Origin of the sequence: Agrobacterium tumefaciens (assembly GCA_025560025.1) — a bacterium.
Classification (GTDB): domain Bacteria; phylum Pseudomonadota; class Alphaproteobacteria; order Rhizobiales; family Rhizobiaceae; genus Agrobacterium.
On record CP048485.1, the window covers coordinates 1,813,416 to 1,833,314 of the forward strand.

Annotated in this window: 16 protein-coding genes and 1 tRNA gene; 9 read left to right on the top strand and 8 right to left on the bottom strand. The window is 59.4% G+C overall.

Translation table 11 applies throughout. The features are described from left to right. Positions 1 to 12: 12 nt before the first annotated feature. Positions 13 to 1,071, top strand: a complete 1,059-nt coding sequence (locus FY152_08955) for an ABC transporter ATP-binding protein (GenBank protein UXS32212.1) — start codon at positions 13 to 15, stop codon at positions 1,069 to 1,071. Between the two features lie 95 nt (positions 1,072 to 1,166). Further along, entirely contained in the window at positions 1,167 to 2,210 is a 1,044-nt protein-coding gene (locus FY152_08960) for a zinc-dependent alcohol dehydrogenase family protein (protein UXS33248.1), read from the top strand. Positions 2,211 to 2,254: 44 nt separating this feature from the next. Here the strand turns inward: FY152_08960 and FY152_08965 are convergent, their stop codons facing one another. Next, positions 2,255 to 2,899: a hypothetical protein gene (locus FY152_08965; GenBank protein UXS32213.1), complete on the bottom strand. Its 645-nt coding sequence runs from the start codon at positions 2,897 to 2,899 to the stop codon at positions 2,255 to 2,257. A gap of 332 nt (positions 2,900 to 3,231) precedes the next feature. Here FY152_08965 and FY152_08970 point away from each other — a divergent pair, with 332 nt between their 5' ends. Further along, entirely contained in the window at positions 3,232 to 4,008 is a 777-nt protein-coding gene (locus tag FY152_08970; GenBank protein UXS32214.1) for an AAA family ATPase, read from the top strand. 78 nt (positions 4,009 to 4,086) lie between these two features. After that, positions 4,087 to 5,418: an MHS family MFS transporter gene (locus FY152_08975; protein ID UXS32215.1), complete on the top strand. Its 1,332-nt coding sequence runs from the start codon at positions 4,087 to 4,089 to the stop codon at positions 5,416 to 5,418. 69 nt (positions 5,419 to 5,487) lie between these two features. Here FY152_08975 and metH read toward each other — a convergent pair whose 3' ends face one another. Continuing rightward, complete coding sequence (gene metH / locus FY152_08980) at positions 5,488 to 9,261, bottom strand: methionine synthase (protein UXS32216.1); 3,774 nt, start codon at positions 9,259 to 9,261, stop codon at positions 5,488 to 5,490. A 192-nt stretch (positions 9,262 to 9,453) separates the two neighbouring features. Between metH and FY152_08985 the strand changes: the two genes are divergently transcribed. Then, complete coding sequence (locus FY152_08985) at positions 9,454 to 10,701, top strand: AGE family epimerase/isomerase (protein UXS32217.1); 1,248 nt, start codon at positions 9,454 to 9,456, stop codon at positions 10,699 to 10,701. A gap of 110 nt (positions 10,702 to 10,811) precedes the next feature. Here FY152_08985 and FY152_08990 read toward each other — a convergent pair whose 3' ends face one another. Next, positions 10,812 to 11,372 carry a dual specificity protein phosphatase family protein gene (locus FY152_08990; protein UXS32218.1) on the bottom strand — a complete coding sequence of 187 codons (561 nt, stop codon included), beginning with the start codon at positions 11,370 to 11,372 and terminating at the stop codon, positions 10,812 to 10,814. A 213-nt stretch (positions 11,373 to 11,585) separates the two neighbouring features. Continuing rightward, positions 11,586 to 12,038, bottom strand: a complete 453-nt coding sequence (locus FY152_08995) for a hypothetical protein (protein UXS32219.1) — start codon at positions 12,036 to 12,038, stop codon at positions 11,586 to 11,588. Between the two features lie 408 nt (positions 12,039 to 12,446). Here FY152_08995 and FY152_09000 point away from each other — a divergent pair, with 408 nt between their 5' ends. Together FY152_09000 and FY152_09005 are read left to right on the top strand one after the other, a co-directional pair. Further along, positions 12,447 to 13,079 carry a porin family protein gene (locus FY152_09000; GenBank protein ID UXS32220.1) on the top strand — a complete coding sequence of 211 codons (633 nt, stop codon included), beginning with the start codon at positions 12,447 to 12,449 and terminating at the stop codon, positions 13,077 to 13,079. Between the two features lie 214 nt (positions 13,080 to 13,293). Then, positions 13,294 to 13,665 carry a hypothetical protein gene (locus FY152_09005; protein ID UXS32221.1) on the top strand — a complete coding sequence of 124 codons (372 nt, stop codon included), beginning with the start codon at positions 13,294 to 13,296 and terminating at the stop codon, positions 13,663 to 13,665. 157 nt (positions 13,666 to 13,822) lie between these two features. On the opposite strand, the gene FY152_09010 is transcribed toward FY152_09005, so the two are convergent. After that, positions 13,823 to 13,898: transfer RNA gene (locus FY152_09010), tRNA-Ile, on the bottom strand. 181 nt (positions 13,899 to 14,079) lie between these two features. Between FY152_09010 and FY152_09015 the strand changes: the two genes are divergently transcribed. Beyond that, positions 14,080 to 14,823 carry an SIMPL domain-containing protein gene (locus FY152_09015; protein ID UXS32222.1) on the top strand — a complete coding sequence of 248 codons (744 nt, stop codon included), beginning with the start codon at positions 14,080 to 14,082 and terminating at the stop codon, positions 14,821 to 14,823. A gap of 176 nt (positions 14,824 to 14,999) precedes the next feature. On the opposite strand, the gene FY152_09020 is transcribed toward FY152_09015, so the two are convergent. Beyond that, entirely contained in the window at positions 15,000 to 15,347 is a 348-nt protein-coding gene (locus tag FY152_09020; protein UXS32223.1) for a hypothetical protein, read from the bottom strand. A 128-nt stretch (positions 15,348 to 15,475) separates the two neighbouring features. After that, positions 15,476 to 15,898 carry a YjbQ family protein gene (locus FY152_09025; GenBank protein ID UXS32224.1) on the bottom strand — a complete coding sequence of 141 codons (423 nt, stop codon included), beginning with the start codon at positions 15,896 to 15,898 and terminating at the stop codon, positions 15,476 to 15,478. 254 nt (positions 15,899 to 16,152) lie between these two features. Here FY152_09025 and FY152_09030 point away from each other — a divergent pair, with 254 nt between their 5' ends. Beyond that, positions 16,153 to 18,705: a GAF domain-containing protein gene (locus FY152_09030; protein UXS32225.1), complete on the top strand. Its 2,553-nt coding sequence runs from the start codon at positions 16,153 to 16,155 to the stop codon at positions 18,703 to 18,705. Positions 18,706 to 18,894: 189 nt separating this feature from the next. On the opposite strand, the gene FY152_09035 is transcribed toward FY152_09030, so the two are convergent. After that, positions 18,895 to 19,818 (bottom strand): DUF930 domain-containing protein, encoded by a 924-nt coding sequence (locus tag FY152_09035; GenBank protein ID UXS32226.1) that lies wholly within the window; start codon positions 19,816 to 19,818, stop codon positions 18,895 to 18,897. Positions 19,819 to 19,899: the final 81 nt, after the last annotated feature.

Below are 19,899 nucleotides of genomic sequence, written 5' to 3' on the forward strand. Positions count from 1 at the left end.
GACAATATTTTCATGAGCTTTTTGACACTTAGCAACATCAAGAAATCCTTCGGCTCCGTGCAGGTCGTGCATGATTTCAACATGGCCATCGAAAAGGGCGAGTTCGTCTCCTTCCTGGGGCCATCGGGCTGCGGCAAGACCACCGTGCTGCGCATGATCGCCGGCTTTGAAATCCCCACTGGCGGATCGATCGTCATCAACGGCAAGGACCAGACGGCGCTCAGACCGAACCAGCGCAATATCGGCATGGTGTTCCAGGCCTATGCGCTGTTCCCCAACATGAATGTCTACGAGAACGTCGCATTCGGCCTCAAAGTCGCCGGCAAGCCCAAAGCCGAGATCGACGCCCGCGTGAAGGAAATGCTCCAGCTCATCCATCTGGAACATCTGGCGGACCGTTACCCCTACCAGATGTCGGGCGGCCAGCAGCAGCGCGTGGCGCTTGCCCGCGCGCTCGCACCGAAGCCGGAAGTGCTTCTGCTGGACGAGCCGCTCTCCGCGCTCGACGCCAAGATCCGCGTGTCGCTGCGCGAGGAAATCCGCCAGATTCAGCAGAAACTCGGCATCACCACCATTTTCGTGACCCACGATCAGGAAGAGGCCCTGTCGATTTCCGACCGCATCGTCGTCATGAATGGCGGCCGTGCCGACCAGATCGGCTCCCCCTTCGATATCTACAACAAGCCCGCGACCCGCTTCGTCGCCTCCTTCGTCGGCACGCTGAACCTCATCGACGCCACCGTGGTCGATTCCTCATCCAACACCATCCGTGTCGGAGAGCAGCAGATTACCCTGCACAAACCGGTCAATGCGGCGAACGGCGAAAAAATCACCCTTGCCCTGCGTCCGGAAGCGGGCGCGCTCGGGGCCGATGCGAAAGGCGATGTCGCCATTTCCGGCCTCGTCACCTCCAGCCAGTTCCTCGGCTCCGTTATCCGCACCCGTCTCGATCTCGGCGGCTCGACCCTGTCTTTCGACATGTTCAATGATCCCGGCACAGCACCGCCCGCCGTCGGTGAGCAGGTGACGCTGAAATTCGCAGCCGGCGACCTGATGGTCATCAAGGACTGAAGCGCTTTTCCAGACGCAAAACCGCTTCGCCCATTTGCGGGACATGGTAGAGCAGGTATGACTTCGAACCTGCATACCAACCATGTGAGGCCATGATGCGCGCGCTTTTTTACGAACTGTTCGGCGAAACCCCGGTTGTTGCGTCCCTGCCAGATCCGGAACCGACCGATGGCGGCGTGGTCATCGAGGTAAAGGCGACCGGCCTCTGCCGCAGCGACTGGCACGGCTGGATGGGGCATGACTCGGATATCCGCCTGCCGCATGTTCCCGGCCACGAATTCGCAGGCGTGATCGCCGCTGTCGGCAAAAACGTCACCCGCTTCAAGACCGGCGACCGCGTTACCGTGCCCTTCGTTTCCGGCTGCGGCCATTGCCATGAATGCCGCTCCGGCAACCAGCAGGTCTGCGAAACGCAGTTCCAGCCCGGCTTCACCCATTGGGGCTCCTTCGCCGAATATGTCGCCATCGATTATGCCGACCAGAACCTCGTGCATCTGCCTGAGACGATGAGTTACGCCACCGCCGCCGGCCTCGGCTGCCGTTTCGCCACCTCCTTCCGGGCCGTGACCGATCAGGGACGCCTCAAAGGCGGCGAATGGCTGGCGGTGCATGGCTGCGGCGGCGTCGGCCTCTCCGCCATCATGATCGGCTCTGGCCTTGGCGCGCAGGTCGTCGCCATCGACATCGCCGAAGACAAGCTCGAACTTGCGCGGCAGCTTGGAGCAACCGCCACCATCAACAGCCGCTCGGTTGCCGATGTTGCCGAGGCGGTACGCGAGGTGACGGGTGGCGGCGCGCATGTCTCGATCGATGCGCTCGGTCACCCGCAGACCTGCTGCAACTCCATCAGCAACCTGCGCCGGCGCGGCCGCCATGTGCAGGTGGGGCTGATGCTGGCCGATCACGCCATGCCCGCCATTCCCATGGCCCGTGTGATCGCGCATGAACTGGAGATTTACGGCAGCCACGGCATGCAGGCGTGGCGTTACGAGGACATGCTGGCGATGATCGAAAGCGGCAGGCTCGCGCCGGAAAAGCTGATCGGCCGCCACATCACGCTTTCCGAGGCCGCAACCGCCCTGCCCGCCATGGACAGCTTCAGGGAAAGCGGCATCAGCATCATCGACCGGTTCGAATAGTGCAGGCTCCCGAGGCCGTCTGAGGTTTAGGGATTGCGCACCGCTCAGGCGCTCCTGCGTCCGAATGTCCGGACCGGAGTGGTTCCTCGGGCAGACGCATGGGCCGGCGATGCTGCCGGGATACGCGCCGCGTGATCCGTCTGGCTATCGCTCCATTGACGGTTTATCAGCTGTTTCTTGCGGACCTCCAGCGGGTCGGGGGTGGCCTCCTCCTCCTGCCGCTTATTTCCCGCAACTGCGGAGGTCGTCGCCAATCGCGAAATCCATCGCACTAGCTGCATGCCCTTGTGAACAAGCACAAAGATACCAACAATTGCGACCGCTATGATAATCACGAGGTTCCAGGGCGCGTCGCTGTCCCTCGCCGCCCGCTCCATGCGATCTTTTGTCGTCGGATCAAAACCAAGCGTCGCCTTTAGCCTGGCGATATCCGCATCGCTGAGCCTGCTGTACCGCTCGCCACGATACAGCACATAACCGCTCCTATCCCCGCTGTTGAGATAGCCGATGTCGAATGCTTCCCCGTCGCGAAGAAAAGGCGTGTTATCCGGCAGATCATAAACGAGATCGATTGTCTCGCCGCCGCCGAATCCGGGGATGGCAAAAAACCGAGACTTCCGCGCCTCAGCTTCGCTCACGAATATCGCGGAAAATAGAAACCCGACCGAAAAAAGCGCAATATGCTTCATTCACTCTCTCCAACAACAACGAGAATGATAACAACTGGCATTACTGAATTAATTTGAAGTTTATACTTACTATAACATCTTAAATTTGAGATATATATTGCATATATCTAATATTGTTCGATTTATTACAATAATTAACTGCGCTAATTTATAATAAAATGAACTTCGAACGATGCGGCATGACGTATCTCCGCCGACGCTGCAAACCATTGGCGCGAACAGCGCCCCACGTTAAACCGCAATCACACGCAATTGCTTTGAGCATAGCACCGCGATGATGCGACAGAGCGCAACGTCGGCGAACATGACGGATTAGATACAAGGAACGCAACATGCTGTTTCTCGATAGCGTAACCATGAAAGAAACCCCGGATGGAGGGGATGGATATCCCTTCTCCGTTCCGGCGCTGCGCCATCTGGAACGCCTCGAATTCAAGACGCCGATCACCTTTTTTGCCGGCAATAACGGCTCCGGCAAATCGACGCTGCTGGAGGGGCTGGCGGCGGGAATGACGGCCTATGCCATCGGCAATCACGGCCAGGTTGCCGGCGACCTTTACCTTCAGCATGCCGAGACCGTAGCGAAGTCCTTCTATTTCGCCCGCAAGAAATATCCGAAAATCCGCATGTTCATGCGCGCGGAAGACGTGCTTGGTTATATCCGCCGGCAGAACGAGGACGCGCTGGACGATTTTCGCTGGGAGCGGGAAAAGGCGCTCAAGAAGGGCGAAGACTTTCCGGAAGAAACCCCGGATACGTTTCGCAGGATCGTCAGGAACAATGTCATCGACCGGCGTTCGCATGGCGAAGGATTTCTCGATATCATGCAACAGCGGCTGCATGGCGCCGGCCTCTATTTTCTCGACGAACCGGAAAGCCCGCTTTCGCCGCAAAAGCAGCTCGAACTGGCAGCCCTTATCCGCGACGCCGCCGATAGTGGCGGGCAATTGATCATCGCCACCCATTCGCCGGTGCTTTTGGCCATTCCCGAGGCGACCATCTATCATTTCGACGCGGACGGCATTACCGAGCGCCTTTATGACGAGCTGGAAAACATCAGTTTCCTGCGCCGCTTTCTTGATCGTCCGTCGAAATACCTGAGCGATTGAGCGTCGATAAGGCTTGAAATCGCGCGGCGCTTGCCGCATGCCCATAAGTAATACGTAATTTAGAAAAGAAGCAGCCTTATGTCTCCCACCACCACACCGGCGGCAGCCCGGCCCCTCAACGGTCAGGATTACAGAACTCTTGGCCTTTCGGCCCTCGGCGGCGCGCTGGAATTTTACGATTTCATCATTTTCGTATTTTTCGCCACCGTCATCGGCCATCTGTTCTTCCCGCCGGAAATGCCGGACTGGCTGGTGATGATCCAGACCTTCGGGATCTTTGCCGCGGGCTATCTGGTGCGGCCGCTGGGCGGCATCGTGCTGGCACATTATGGCGACCGTTATGGCCGCAAGCGGGTTTTCGCCTTCTCCATCCTGCTGATGGCGCTCTCCACGCTGGGAATGGCGCTGATGCCAACCTATGCCACCATCGGCGTGGCCGCCCCCATCCTGCTCATCATCCTGCGCATGCTGCAGGGCGCTGCCATTGGCGGTGAAGTGCCGGGCGCCTGGACCTTCGTTGCCGAACATGTCCCCTTCCGCCGCGTCGGCCTCGCCTGCGGCTTCCTCACATCGGGCCTTTCCTTCGGCATCATGCTGGGTTCGCTGATCGCCTTCGCCATCAACTCGCTCTTCACACCGGAAGACGTGGCCGGTTACGCCTGGCGCATTCCCTTCCTGCTCGGCGGCATTTTCGGCCTCGTCGCTGTCTATCTGCGCCGCTGGCTGGAAGAAACGCCGATCTTCATGGAGATGAAGAAGTCGAAGTCGCTTACGGACAAGCTGCCGCTCGGGCTGGTGCTGAAACACCATATGCGCGGCGTGGTCATTTCCGCCCTGCTGACCTGGGTTCTATCGGCCGCCATCGTCGTCACGACGCTGATGACGGCCACCTTCCTGCAGAAGCTTTACGGTTATACCCCGACACAGGCTCTGGCCGGCACCAGCTTCGGCACGCTGTTCCTGATCTTCGGCGTCATCATCGCCGGCGCGCTGATCGACCGCATCGGTTCCGGCATCTTCTTCATGGGGGCGAGCATCTTCTTCGGCATCGCCACCTTCACCTTCTACAGCTATGCCGGCACATCGCTTCAAACCATGTTCGTGCTCTACGGCGTCATGGGCCTGTCGGTCGGCATGGCGGGTGCGGTGCCCTATGTCATGGTCCGCGCCTTCCCGGCCTCGGTGCGCTTCTCCGGCCTCTCCTTCGCCTATAACGTCTCCTATGCCGTCTTCGGCGGGCTGACGCCGATTGGCGTGACGACCGCACTTGCCATCAACCCCATGGCCCATGCCTGGTATCTGGTCTTCATCGCCGTCCTCGCCTTCTGCATCGGCCTTTACCTCTATCTGCGCGGCAGCGAGGTGGAGAGCCATGTCGGCATCGAGGAACTGGCGGCGTTACGGTCTTAAACACCGACTAAATGCAAAAAGCGCGGGCAAGACCCGCGCTTTTTTTATTGAATGGCAGCACACCGAACATCAGGCAGCGCTGTCGATTTCCTCAGCGCCGTTCGTCGGCACGTAGTTGAGGACAGGACCGAGCCAACGCTCCACCTCTTCCACCGGCATGTCCTTACGGCGCGCATAATCGAGAACCTGATCGCGCTCCACCTTGGCGACACCGAAATAATAGCTCTCGGGATGGCCGATATAGATGCCGGAGACAGAGGAGCCCGGCCACATGGCATAGCTTTCCGTCAGTTCAACGCCCGCCGCATTGGTGGCATCGAGCAGGGCGAACAGCGTCTTCTTTTCGGTATGATCGGGCTGGGCCGGATAGCCGGGCGCAGGGCGAATACCGGCATAGGCCTCACCAATCAGCTCCTCGCCGGCAAAAGCCTCGTCCGGTGCATAACCCCAGAACTCCTTGCGCACCCGCTCATGCATGCGCTCGGCAAAGGCTTCCGCGAAACGGTCGGCCAGCGCCTTGACGAGAATGGACGAATAATCGTCATTCGCCCGCTCGAAGCGCTCGGCAATCGCCACTTCCTCGATGCCCGCCGTTACCACAAAACCGCCGACATAATCGGCAACGCCGCTATCGACAGGTGCGACGAAATCCGACAGCGCCACATTGGGGCGACCGTCGCGCTTGGAAAGCTGCTGGCGCAGCGTGAAGAAGGTCGCAAGCTCTTCCTTACGGCTTTCATCCGTGAACAGCCGGATATCGTCACCCACGGCGTTGGCCGGCCAGAAGCCGATCACCGCCCGCGGACGGAACCAGTTTTCCTCGATGATCTTCTTCAGCATCGCCTGCGCATCGCTGTAGAGCTGCCGCGCCGCCTCGCCCTGCTTTTCGTCGTCGAGAATGGCCGGGAAACGACCCTTCAATTCCCAGGTCTGGAAGAAGGGCGTCCAGTCGATGTAACGGGAAAGCTCTTCCAGATCATAGGTTTCGAACACCCTGGTGCCGAAGAACTGCGGCTTGACGGCGCTATAGGCCGACCAGTCGATCTTGTGCGCATTCTCACGGGCGCGGGACAGCGGCAGACGCTGCTTTTCGCGTTCGTTACGGGCGTGCGCCTCCGCCACCTTGGCATATTCGCTGCGAATACCATCGATATAAGCGGGCTTCTGTTCAGCCGAGAGAAGCGCCGACACGACGCCCACCGCGCGCGAGGCGTCGGTGACATAGATTGCCTGCCCCGCCTCGTAACGCGGATGGATTTTCACCGCCGTATGCACACGGCTGGTTGTCGCGCCGCCGATCAGCAGCGGGATGTCGAAACCCTGCCGCTCCATTTCGGCAGCCACATGCACCATCTCATCCAGCGAGGGAGTGATGAGGCCGGAAAGGCCGATCACATCCACCTTTTCGGCAATCGCCGTTTCAAGGATTTTCGTCGTCGGCACCATGACGCCGAGATCGATGATCTCATAATTGTTGCAGGCGAGAACGACGCCGACGATGTTCTTGCCGATATCGTGCACATCGCCCTTCACGGTGGCCATCAGCACCTTGCCGGCGGCACTGCGCTCGGAGCCGCCATTCAGGCGCTTTTCCTCTTCCATGTAAGGAAGCAGCACGGCAACCGCCTGTTTCATCACACGGGCGGATTTCACCACCTGCGGCAGGAACATCTTGCCGGAACCGAAGAGGTCGCCGACCACATTCATGCCGGCCATCAGCGGCCCTTCGATGACGTGCAGCGGACGGGCAGCCTTCTGGCGCGCCTCTTCCGTATCGGCCTCGATATAGTCGGTGATGCCATTGACCAGCGCATGTTCCAGCCGCTTCTCGACGGGCAGTTCGCGCCAGGAAAGATCCTGTACCTTGGTGTCCTTGGCGCCCGTGCCACGGAAACGCTCCGCCACTTCAAGCAGACGCTCGGTCGCATCGTCGCGGCGGTTCAGCACCACGTCCTCGCAGGCCTCACGCAGTTCCGGATCGATATTGTCGTAAACCGCAAGCTGACCGGCATTGACGATGCCCATATCCATGCCGACCTGAATGGCGTGGTAGAGGAACACGGCATGCATCGCCTCACGCACCGGCTCATTGCCGCGGAAGGAGAAGGACAGGTTGGAAACGCCGCCGGAAATATGCGTCTGCGGCATGGTTTCGCGGATGGTTCTGGTGGCCTGAATGAAATCCACGCCGTAATTATTGTGCTCCTCGATGCCGGTCGCAACGGCAAAGACGTTGGGATCGAAGATGATGTCTTCCGGCGACAGGCCCGCCTTTTCGGTCAAGAGCTTGTAGGCGCGCGAGCAGATCTCGACCTTGCGCTCATAGGTATCGGCCTGCCCGACCTCGTCGAAGGCCATGACCACGACCGCCGCACCGTAATTATGGACGAGCCGCGCCTGCTGGAGAAACTTCTCCTCGCCTTCCTTCAGTGAAATCGAATTGACGATCGATTTGCCCTGAACGCATTTCAGGCCGGCCTCGATGATCTCGAACTTGGATGAGTCGATCATCACAGGCACGCGGGCGATATCCGGCTCGGCGGCGATGAGGTTCAGAAACTCCACCATCGCCTTTTCGGAATCGATCAGGCCCTCATCCATATTGATGTCGATGATCTGCGCACCGTTTTCCACCTGATCGCGGGCGACAGCCAGCGCCGCCGTATAATCACCGGCGGTGATGAGCTTACGGAAACGGGCCGAGCCGGTGACGTTGGTGCGTTCGCCGACATTGACGAAGGGAATATCCTTGGTCAGCACGAAAGGCTCGAGGCCCGAAAGCGACATGAACGGCTTGTGCTCGGGAATTTCGCGCGGCTTGTAGCCTTTGACAGCCTCAGCAATCGCCCGGATATGCTCCGGCGTGGAGCCGCAGCAGCCGCCGACGATATTGACGAGACCGTCGCGGACAAAGCCCTGAACCTGACGCGCCATCATCTCCGGCGTTTCGTCGTATTGGCCGAATTCATTCGGCAGGCCGGCATTCGGATAGGCGCAGACGAATGTATCGGCCACGTCAGACAGTTCCTGAAGATGCGGACGCATGGCGTCGGCACCCAGCGCGCAGTTCAGGCCGATGGTGAAGGGGTTGGCGTGGCGCACCGAGTTCCAGAAGGCCGAAGGCGTCTGGCCGGAAAGCGTGCGGCCGGAAAGGTCGGTAATCGTGCCCGAGATCATCACCGGCAGGCGGATGCCCTTGGCCTCGAAACGCTCCTCGCAGGCGAAGATCGCCGCCTTGGCGTTCAGCGTATCGAAGATCGTCTCGATCAGAATGATATCGGCACCACCGTCGATCAGGCCGTCGATCTGCTCGCCATAGGCGATGCGCAAATCGTCGAAGCTGACGGCGCGATAACCGGGGTTGTTGACGTCAGGCGAAATGGAGGCCGTGCGGTTGGTCGGGCCGATGGCGCCGGCCACGAAACGGCGGCGACCATCTTCGCGCTCGGCACGCTGGGCGGCGCGGCGGACAATCGCGGCACCCTCGCGGTTGAGGTCGTAGACAGCATTTTCCATCTCGTAATCGGCCTGCGCGATGCGGGTGGACGAAAACGTGTTGGTTTCGAGAATATCCGCACCCGCCATGGCGTAGCGGTAATGGATATCCTCGATAGCGTCAGGCTGGGTCAGGATCAGAAGGTCGTTATTGCCCTTCTGGTGACAGGCACAGCCGATAAAACGATCGCCACGAAAATGGTCTTCGTCAAAACCCAGCCCCTGGATCTGCGTGCCCATGGCGCCATCGAGAATGAGGATGCGTTCGCTGGCGGCATCGCGCAACGCCTTGAAAATTTCCGCGCCGTCGCGCTTTGCCCCTTCAGGGCCAAACAGGTCGTCAAACACGGGCATACTCCTCATTTCGATTTGCAAGATCGCAAGCCGTCAAGTCACATAAAGATATGTTTATGTCAATATATCTTCAAGGGACAGACATGGCTTTGCGTCGTTGCGGCAGACTACGAAATTTCACTGACAGATGACAGGTTTATACAGCAAGGATATAAGCCGAAGCAGCAAACCGCATGGAGGACGAGAATGCCCGAGGACGATCACAACAGCCGCAACTGGAACACCCTGCCCTGGCATCGCCAATGGCTGGTAAAACAGGCCGAGGGACTTTTCGATTTCTTCCAGTATCGTGCCCTCAATCCTGCCGGCGGCTTCTTCGATCTCGATGCCAAAGGCGCGCCGTTGCAGCCAAACGACCCCGTGCGCGGCATTCACGCTTCCGCCCGCATGGTACATTGCTTCTCCATCGGCCACCTGCTTGGCCGCCCGGGCTGCGGCGATATCGTCGACCACGGCATGACCTACCTCTGGAACAGGCACCGCGATGGCGAGCATGGCGGTTATTTCTGGCAGGTGAACGATGCCGGCCCAGTGGACGCCACCAAGCAGGGTTATGGCCATGCCTTCGTGCTTCTCGCCGCCTCTTCCGCCAAGACCGTCGGCCACCCGCTGGCCGACCGGATGCTGGCCGATATTACCGAGGTTCTGGAAACCCGCTTCTGGGAAGAAAAACACGGCGCCATCGCCGAGGAATTCCATCGCGATTGGTCGCCCATCGAGAATTATCGCGGCCAGAACTCCAACATGCACCTGACCGAAGCGCTGATGGCCGCCTATGAGGTTACCGGCGACAATAGTTACCTCAGCAAGGCGGAGCGCATCGCCGACCTCGTCATTCGCCGCCGCGCCGGCGAGCTGGATTTCCGTGTGCCGGAGCATTTCGACGAGAACTGGACACTCGACAAGGAGTATCGCGGCAACGAAATGTTCCGCCCTTCCGGCTCCACCCCCGGCCACTGGCTGGAATGGGCGCGCCTCGTCCTGCAATTATGGGTGCTGGGCGAGCGCCGCCATGACTGGATGCCGGTGGCCGCAAAATCGCTCTTCGTGCAATCCATGGCGCTCGGCTGGGACCGGGAAAAGGGCGGCTTCTTTTATACGCTCGACTGGAACGACAATCCCGATAAGCGGTCAAAGCTGTGGTGGCCCATGTCCGAGGCGGCGGGCGCTGCCCATTTCCTCAACGAGAACCTGCCAGCGGACAACTTCTATGAAGACAGCTATCGCCGCATCTGGAGCACCATCGCCAACAACTTCATCGACCATGAGAATGGCGGCTGGCATGAGGAGCTGACGGAAGATCTGGTTCCCGCCCACACGCTGTTCCCCGGCAAGGGCGATATCTACCACGCGCTGCAAGCCTGCCTCATCCCGCTTTTCCCGGCGACGGGAAGCCTGACGAAGGTGATCAAGGAAAGCGGCGGGGATTATTGAGGCGCGTTGCGGCTCGGGCTTGTCCCGAGCATCTGCAACCTGTCCGCTGGACACAACGTGGTTGGATCCTCGGCACAAGGCCGAGGATGACGCCGCGTGTAAAGCAATCCTCAGAAGCCGATGGTTTCCTCGAAATCGTCCCATGACTGGTACATTTCATACCGCCCGATACCGGGGATCGGCACATGCCCGTAATAGGGTGAAAGCTGAAACTCGGCGGCGGCCTCGCTCTTGCCGGCCACGGCCGCCACATAGATCGCGGAGGCAAGCCCCGTGCGGTTGGCGCCATGTTCACAATGGATCAGGATCGGCTTTTCCGCATTGCGCAGCACGGCCGCCAGCGTTTCCGAATCTTCCACCGAAACCTTTTCGCTGGAACTCAGCGGATAATCGACCAGCCGGATGCCGTTATTTTTTGCCGCCTGGCTTTCGGCGTCATACCAGCCTTCGCGCTTTTCATCGCGCAGGTTGATGATCGTCTTGATGCCGTAAGCCTTGGCATAGGCCGTGATGTCCTTGCCGCTCGGCTGGGCCGAACGATAAAGTTCACCGGGTATGACCTCATGAAAATTTCCGGTCAGCTGACCGATGCCCATATGGGCGCCCGCCAGAACCGGCAGCGCGACAAGGCCGATGGCCGTGATTTTCAAAAACTTCAGAACAATACGCAAAACGTCAACCCGCGATAGTCTTCGGACGGGTTGGCAGATGGCATCGCAAACGGGCGAAAACAAGTCGGGCATCCACCACTGCCATATGGGCGCGCCCCACAGGAAACACCTCAATGGCGGCGCCCCCCCTGCGTAGCAGGGCTTTTCAGACGGTCGCGCAACGGCGCGGAAATTCTCAAAATACCGTGATAGCCGCAAGCGGCGTGGACCTGCTCAGTCGAACTCGGCGGAAATGACGGTGACACGCCATTCCAGCCGTTGCGGCTCTACCCTCTCATTGTTGCGCAGCCGGAATGCACGGCATGCGGCGAATGTTTCGCCAGCCTCGATCCGCCTTTCGCTCACCTGATAGGGATCGAAAGCGACGGAGGCGCGGAAGGCAGGCTCGAAGCCCTCAAGCGTATAGGTCAGGCGCTGCACGGCGACATTATTGTCATTGCGGAAGCTGACGCGAATGGGCAACGCCGTATCCGGGCAGGTCGCGTCGAAGCTCGCTGTCGCAACAATATGGTCGAGCCTCTGGCTGCCGCGCCACCAGTCATAGATGACAAGGGCGGCGGTGGTCGCCCAGATCAGCAGCAGGCAGATGACGACGGGTTTGAGATGCCGCGGAAATGCGATGAGAGTAAGAAGAAGAATGGCACTGAGAACGGCTCCGACGATCACGTCGTCCCTCCCCGGTAAAAACTAACCCTCATGCGATCCTGTCCTCCCTTGCGCGTCTGCCCGGCAAAATACCGTTTCGGGCGCGGCGCAATTGCCGCGCCGAAGCAACCGCATCGCGGCAGACATGCACAACTCTATGGTCGTGCCCCCCTCTGTCAAGACAACCAAGCGTGACACCAACTAACCACGCCGACGGATATTCGGCGAAACCGCAAAGGGAACCAAACACCGCCCAACACGTTCGCCGCATCAGAACACCATGACGGGGCAATAAAAAACGCCGCGATCAAGGCGGGATTGGCCGGCATTCAACGAGGACAGGACACCTCTTGGAACCGCTGAACCCCAACCCATATTAAATGCACCTAATATATGCTATGAAGGTCAATCAGCTCAGGGAGAAACACAATGAAAACGCTGATCGTAACGTCACTCTTGGCCCTTTCGGCCAGCACCGCAATGGCTGCGGATGCCGTCTACGAAACGCCGGCGCCTCCGGTTGCGCAGGAAACCCTGCCGGTCTTCACCTGGTCTGGTCCCTATCTTGGTATCCAGGGCGGCGCAGGCTGGGCGAATGGCGATTTTTCGGCTGGCGGCCCCGTCGCGTCGGATAGTTTCGACGGCGGCGTTCTGGGCGCCTTTGCCGGTTACAATTACCAGTTCGACAATAATCTGGTCCTCGGTATCGAGGGCGACGTCGATTATAACTGGAACGACAATGACTATGCCGGCGTGCAGATCGGCACCGACTGGCAGGGCTCCGTCCGCGGCCGCGTCGGTTACGCCTTCGACCGTGCGCTGCTCTATGGTACCGCCGGCTGGACAGCCACGCGCGGTTTCATCGAAACGCCCGGCGCCGGCAAGGACAGCACCACGTTCAACGGCTATACGGTTGGCGCGGGTCTGGACTATGCTTTCACCGACAATGTGTTCGGCAGGCTGGAATATCGCTACAATGACTATGGCGACAAGGACATCTTCGGCGTCAACACCGATTTCGACCAACACACCGTCAAGGTGGGTCTCGGCGTGAAATTCTGATCCCGACCAAGCTATATAATCCCCAAAAGCCCGGCCATTCGCCGGGCTTTTTCACGCCTGGAAGCTCGTACCGTTTCAGACAAATTGATTTTAGCGCGAGGAAAAATATGAACCCCGCAGAAATGAAACATTCACGGACCGTTCAGCAGGCCCATGCCATCATGCGGGCATAATGAGCCTCTATTCCCAAGGCAGGCTTATGGAGTAGCCCTCGATGAAAAAGATAATTCTTTCCACCATTGCCGCGCTGGTCGCCACCGGCAGCGTCTTCGCTTCCTACGGCACCGCCGCCGCGCAGGACTATCCCTATCGTCCGCGCTATGACCGTGGTTACGACCGTGGCGGCCCGCCCCCGCCGCCTTACCGCGAACACCGCCGTCACAATGATGGCGCAGCGATTGCCGGCGGCCTCGCCGCAGGCGTCATCGGCGGCCTGATCGGCGGCGCCATCGCCAACAGCAATAACGGCCCCCGCTACTACGAACCACCACCGCCGCCCCGCCCGCGCTGCTGGTTCGAAGACCGCCGCGTTCCCAATTCCTATGATGGCGGCTGGCATACAGAGAGCATGCGGGTCTGCAACTGACCGCATCGCTGAAAATTTGCACATGATGATCCGATCAGTCGAAAGGCTGGTCGGATTTTTTGTTGGATGAGCAAGAAATATCGAACACAGCGATGATCGACCGGGTATCGATTCGTTGCACGGAATATCGCTGATCGATCCGAAACATTAGGAAAAATGGTGGGCCCGGAGAGACTCGAACTCCCAACCAAGCGGTTATGAGCCGCCGGCTCTAACCATTGAGCTACAGGCCCTTATCGGAACAAGGTGGTCCGAAACACCGGCTTCGCAATGGTTCGAATCCGGTGGGTCACGCTCTAACGTAATTTTTTGAGCCCGACAAGCCATTGATGCTATCGCGGGTGGGTGCTGCCGTATTAGCTACACAATCTAAGGCAATACCCTCTAAAGGGACACAATCAACGAGGAAACACCATGAAGACAAAACAGGCCCGCCTTTTCGCACTCACAGCTTTGGCCGCAGCGGCGATGATACCGCTCTCTGGTCAGGTGCTTGCGCAGGACGCCACCCCGCGCGAAGCCACCATCAGCGTTACCGGTGAAGGCCAGGCGGCCATCGCTCCGGATATGGCGATCCTGTCCTTCAGCGTCGTCAAGCAGGCGGAAACGGCGGCTGCGGCTCTGACTGAAAATTCCAAGGCGCTTGCCAATGTTCTGAAGGCGCTGAAAGAGGCGGCCATAGAAGACCGGGACCTGCAGACCAGCAATTTCTCCGTGCAGCCGCTTTACAAGCATTATGAGCCCAAGGACGGTGTCTATGTCGCGCCCGAGATCACCGGCTATCAGGTTTCCAACGGCCTGACCGTGCGCGTGCGCGACCTGAAGAAGCTCGGCGCGATCCTCGATACATCCGTCAAGCTCGGCATCAACCAGGGCGGCGATATCAGCTTCACCAATGACAAGCCGGAAGCAACCGTCACCGAGGCCCGCAAGCAGGCCGTGGCTGATGCGCTGGCCAAGGCGAAAACGCTGACGGAAGCAGCAGGCGTGAAGCTTGGCCGCGTCATCCAGATCAGCGAGAACATGCAGCGCCCGATGCCCGTGCCGCAGGGCATGATGCGCGCCGCGATGGCGAAGGAAGCCGACAGCGTGCCGATTGCTTCGGGCGAAAACAGCTATAGCGTTGTCGTCAACGTCACCTTCGCGCTCGGCGAATAAATCGTAGCGGGCGACGGCATTGCCCGTCGCCCGCCATCTGCCGCGAAGGTGGTGTAAAGCTGCCGTGGCAACGCACAAAAAGAAACGCCCCTCGCCTGTCTTTCCGGACGAGCGAGGGGCATTTTTTTGATCCGCCAGAAGGGCGGGGGATTTCGGCGGATCAATATCGGCCGTTTTTAGCGGCGGATTACCGGGCAACCGCGCTCATTGGCGAAAACGATGCGGTCACGGCCGTGACGGTCGAAACCCGCAACCACGACACGGCGCGGCGATACATCGACGACACGCGCGCGGCGCAGGCCCATGCGGCTGGCCTTTTCTTCCGCAAACCGCGGCGAGCAACCGAAACGCGGGCGATCCGGACGACCCCAGCCGGGACCGCGACCTCTGTCATGGCCATATCCATCCTGAACCTGAACTCTGAACTGAACATCCGAGCCGGCGGATGCGGCGGGAGCCGTGACGGAAATTCCACCAAGGGCGATGAGGGCAGCCAGGCCGGCTTTTGTAAAGGTGCTGAACATGAACTCACTCCGTTTGTTTCTGCGCCGGCAGGGAACGTCCCCCGGCGATTGGCGAGACCCTAGACCCGCCCGCCTGAACACGGACCGAACCGCATATTCAGCATAGGTTCATGGATGTTAACGGGAAATCAGGCGGAGATATGCAGCACGATTTCACGACGATGCGGCTGGTCACGGTGTTCGAAAAGATAAATGCCCTGCCAGGTGCCGAGTGCGAGCCTGCCCTCGCTGATCGGCACGCCGATGGAAACCGTCGTCAGCGCCGATTTAATATGGGCGGGCATATCGTCGGGACCTTCGAGCGTATGGATCACCCAGCGCATGGAGGGATTATCCGATGGCGGCACGAGGCGGGAAAAGAACATCGTGAGATCGCGCCTCACATCCGGATCGGCATTTTCCTGGATAAGCAGGGAGCACGACGTGTGGCGCACGAAGACGGTAAGCAGGCCTTCATCCATACCCGCGTCCCTTACGAAACGACCGGCTTCGGCTGTAAATTCGTAAAGGCCCTGCCCTTGCGTGGCGATGGTCATTTTCTTCTGCGGCACATTTTTTCCTTCAAATAATTTGGAACAAAATCGTCCCTGCGACCGTTACAACATGTCAAATTGCGTGCGATGACGATTAGGAATACGACAAACAGATGATTGCGACCTATAGAGCAGAACGGAATACCGACGTCACGGTTGCAAGAAACGGGGAAGGGTTGACACTATCATAATGAACTATTCAGGCTCGCCCATCCCCCCACAGAGAAAAGACTTGCATCGCAAGACAGGCACAGGGTGCGAAAGACTGTTTCATGGCGCCCAGTGACTATCATGTCGACCTGACGAATTGCGACCGCGAACCCATCCATATTCCAGGCTATATCCAGCCGCATGGCTGCCTGATCGCTTGCGATAACGCCTTGCGCATGATCGTGCGGCATTCGGAAAACTGTCTCGATCTTTTAGGCTTCGAAGGCAATATAAACGGCAGGACCGCCGAAGAGGTTCTCGGCAAGGATCTCGTTCACGATCTTCGCAACGCGCTCACCGTAACCGGCAGAACCACGCGTCCCGCCATGTTGCCCAACATGGAAATGCGTGACGGTCGCAGCTTCGATATTTCCCTCCACCGCTACAAATCCACCACGATCATCGAATTCGAACCATCCCGCAGCGAAACGCAGCCGCTCGGCACGGCACGCAAGATGGTGGACCGCATTCGCGAGGCGGACAGTGTCGAGAGCCTGATTTCACGAACGACCCGGCTGATAAAGGCGACTTTGGGTTACGACCGGGTGATGATTTACCGCTTCGAGGAGGACGGTTCCGGCAAGGTCGTCTCAGAGGCAAAACAGCCGGAACTGGAAAGCTTTCTCGGACAATATTTTCCCGCCAGCGACATTCCGCAGCAGGCCCGCGCACTCTACCTCAAGAATACGCTGCGCATCATCTCCGATGCCAGCGGGGCCCGGGTGCCGGTGTTGCCGGCCCTCGATGCCTCCGGTGAACCGCTCGATCTGTCCTTTGCGCATCTGCGCAGCGTCTCCCCCATCCATTGCGAATATCTGCGCAACATGGGCGTTGGCGCTTCAATGTCGATTTCCGTGATTGTCGATGGTGCGCTCTGGGGCCTCATCGCCTGCCACCACTATTCACCGCGCGTTCTGACGATGCCGGTCAGGATCGCCGCCGAAATGTTCGGAGAGTTTTTCTCCATGCATTTGCAGGTGCTGAAACAGAAGCGCCGGCTCGATACGGTTAACCAGGCCCATGCCGCTCTCGACCGTTTCCTGCGGCTTGCCGCCCATCACGCCAACATAGAAGAACTGCTGATAGACAGTTTCCAGGATTTTTCCGATCTCATGCCGTGTGATGGCGTCGGGCTTTGGGTTGGCAATAATTGGCATGGCCACGGCGCGACCCCGCCGCACGACGCCATTCCCCGACTGGCGCGCTTTGTCGCCACGGCGTCCGAAGGCAAGGTCTGGGCGACCCATGCCCTGTCGCAAGCCATACCGGAAGCGGAAATCTATGCCGACTGGGCAGCCGGAATGCTCGCCATTCCGCTTTCGCAGGTCACGAACGATTATCTCCTGTTTTTCCGCAAGGAGATCGTGCAAAGCCTGAACTGGGCCGGCAATCCGGAAAAATCCTATGAGACCGGCCCGATGGGCGACCGCCTCACCCCGCGGAAAAGTTTTGCGATCTGGAAGGAAACCGTTCGCCTGCAGGCGCAGCCATGGTCGGAAGCCGATCGGGAAATAGCCGAAGCCGCGAGAATCGCGCTCGTCGAAGTGGCGTTCCACCACAGCGAGCTGATGGCCGGCGAAAGGGAGCGCGCGGAAGTGCGCCAGCGCATGCTGAACGAGGAGCTCAACCACCGCGTCAAGAATGTTCTGGCCATCATCAAGTCGCTGGTCGGCAATCCATCGCAGGAGGGCAAGACCCTGCAGGAATATGTGACCGCGCTGAAGGGCCGCATTCAGGCATTGTCCTTTGCCCATGACCAGATCATTCGTGGCGAAGGCGGCGGCGCGCTGCGGGATCTTCTGGATGCCGAACTCTCACCGCATCGCTCGCCCGAAACCATGGTGAAGCTCACCGGACCGCAGGTAACACTCGATTCGCGCGCATTCTCCGTCATGGCTCTGGTCCTGCATGAGCTGGCGACGAATGCGGCCAAATACGGGGCGCTGGCGCAGACCGGAGGAGAACTGCATGTCCGCTGGGAAATCAACGAGAACGGCGACTGCGAAATGCAGTGGCGCGAAATTCTCCCCGCCAAACTCCTGACACCGTCGCGCGCGGGGTTCGGCACCGCGCTCATCAGCCGCAGCATTCCTTATGATTTGGGTGGACGCAGCACGATGCGATACCTGCCGGACGGGCTGGAGACGGAAATTCTCCTGCCCGCGCGCCACGTTTCAGCAATGATGACGGCCTCCGACGCGAAAACCGAAGACGAAACCGCGCCGCAGACCAGACGTTACGACCGGGAGGAACCCTTGAAAATATTGCTTGTCGAAGACCAGATGCTGATCGCCATGGATGTCGAGAACATGCTGGAGGACAACGGCATCAAAATGATCGAAACGGCAACCTCATCGGCCATGGCCATTGAAAAGCTGAAAAGCTACCTGCCGGATGTGGCCATCCTCGACATCAATCTCGGTTCCGACACCTCCATCCCCGTCGCCCGGGAGCTTCACCGCCGCGGCGTCCCCTTCCTCTTCGCCACCGGTTATGCCGATGGCAGCATGGTGCCGGATGAATTCGGCAACGTGCCGGTTATCAGGAAGCCCTATGATGAGGATGCACTGATGGCGGGGATTGGGTTGCTGGTGGGCGATACGGAGCGGGTGTGACAAGCCCTTGGGTTTGCAGGCAGGGTGCGCTACGTCTCCCCGTCATGCCGGACTTGATCCGGTATCCAGCCACGGCGCGTCTGCGCCGTGAGAGACGAGTCTTTCGCGATCAAAGACTTGATCGCGCTGGACCCCGGATCTAGTCCGGGGTGACGACGTGCGGATGATGAGGCTCAGCCAACCCCACCCTCACTGAAATCTCGTGAAACCCCGCTTTTTCGCGTCTTCGGGCGATATCGCGTTGCCGATTTTAAACCGGAACGCCGTCACCGCGTAGTTTTCCAGATCGACGTCACACTGGAACGACACATCATACCAGGTTCCACCAACGTTGAATGCACCACCAGTCGCGTCGATCGAACTTCCGGAAATCTTACGGCCGGTATCCGATGTCGGTATCATGCCTCTGGCAGCAAAACCCGCATTTTGAATTTGGGCCAGAGCTTCCGTGCTGCAAAGATTAACAATACGGCGGCGGGGCGGCAGATCACCGAACATCTGACGTCTCTGGGCGGGGGAAAGCAGCGACGAAGAAAGCAGACTTTTGGCAGCAGGAAGTTTAGCGGGCTTTTCTTCCGCCACGTCAGCTGGCTTTCCCTCTGTGAGCTTCGCTTGCGGCACGGGTGCTTGATCCGGCTCAGCCACTTGCCTGACGGGCGAAACCGCAATTTCCCCCTGATCGGCGGAGGCCTGAAGATCGCTATTGGCGGCAGCGGGCGCGGGCTTCTCCTCTGCCGTTTTTTCCGGCTGGCTTTCCGGTTGCTCGGAGGGCTCGGTCTTTTCCGCTTCTTCCGCCTTTCCGGGCTTGTCTTCGGGGTTCGACTGCGCCTCTTCCGGCCTCATGGCGATGGCCGGCAACGTCGCCTGAGGCTGCGGCAAAGGCTTTGCTTCCTCGGCCGGCGGCGCTGGCGGTGGTGGCGGAGGCTGCGGCTTCTCCTCCTGCTTTGCCTCTTCCGCACCGGGCGGTTTGCCTTCCTCTGCCTTCTTCTCCTCAGGCGGCGGCACCAGATCGACGCTGATGCTTTCCGGCTCCTGCGGTTCGGCTATCCGTTCCGGCAGTTCGAAAAGGAAGATCGCGACAACGGCAAGATGCAGCAGCACGGAGACGGGCACAGCCCAACCTCTCCACCGCCATTTTTCTGCCGAAACCTGTTCCATCTCATCGAACCTGAGCATTGCCTGTCGAAGCGGAAC

Bases quoted from the DNA above. Each gene is read 5' to 3' on its own strand.
- FY152_08955 (UXS32212.1), top strand. From the start codon at position 13: ATGAGCTTTTTGACACTTAGCAACATCAAGAAATCCTTCGGCTCCGTG.
- FY152_08960 (UXS33248.1), top strand. From the start codon at position 1,167: ATGCGCGCGCTTTTTTACGAACTGTTCGGCGAAACCCCGGTTGTTGCG.
- FY152_08965 (UXS32213.1), bottom strand. From the start codon at position 2,899: ATGAAGCATATTGCGCTTTTTTCGGTCGGGTTTCTATTTTCCGCGATA.
- FY152_08970 (UXS32214.1), top strand. From the start codon at position 3,232: ATGCTGTTTCTCGATAGCGTAACCATGAAAGAAACCCCGGATGGAGGG.
- FY152_08975 (UXS32215.1), top strand. From the start codon at position 4,087: ATGTCTCCCACCACCACACCGGCGGCAGCCCGGCCCCTCAACGGTCAG.
- FY152_08985 (UXS32217.1), top strand. From the start codon at position 9,454: ATGCCCGAGGACGATCACAACAGCCGCAACTGGAACACCCTGCCCTGG.
- FY152_09000 (UXS32220.1), top strand. From the start codon at position 12,447: ATGAAAACGCTGATCGTAACGTCACTCTTGGCCCTTTCGGCCAGCACC.
- FY152_09005 (UXS32221.1), top strand. From the start codon at position 13,294: ATGAAAAAGATAATTCTTTCCACCATTGCCGCGCTGGTCGCCACCGGC.
- FY152_09015 (UXS32222.1), top strand. From the start codon at position 14,080: ATGAAGACAAAACAGGCCCGCCTTTTCGCACTCACAGCTTTGGCCGCA.
- FY152_09020 (UXS32223.1), bottom strand. From the start codon at position 15,347: ATGTTCAGCACCTTTACAAAAGCCGGCCTGGCTGCCCTCATCGCCCTT.
- FY152_09030 (UXS32225.1), top strand. From the start codon at position 16,153: ATGGCGCCCAGTGACTATCATGTCGACCTGACGAATTGCGACCGCGAA.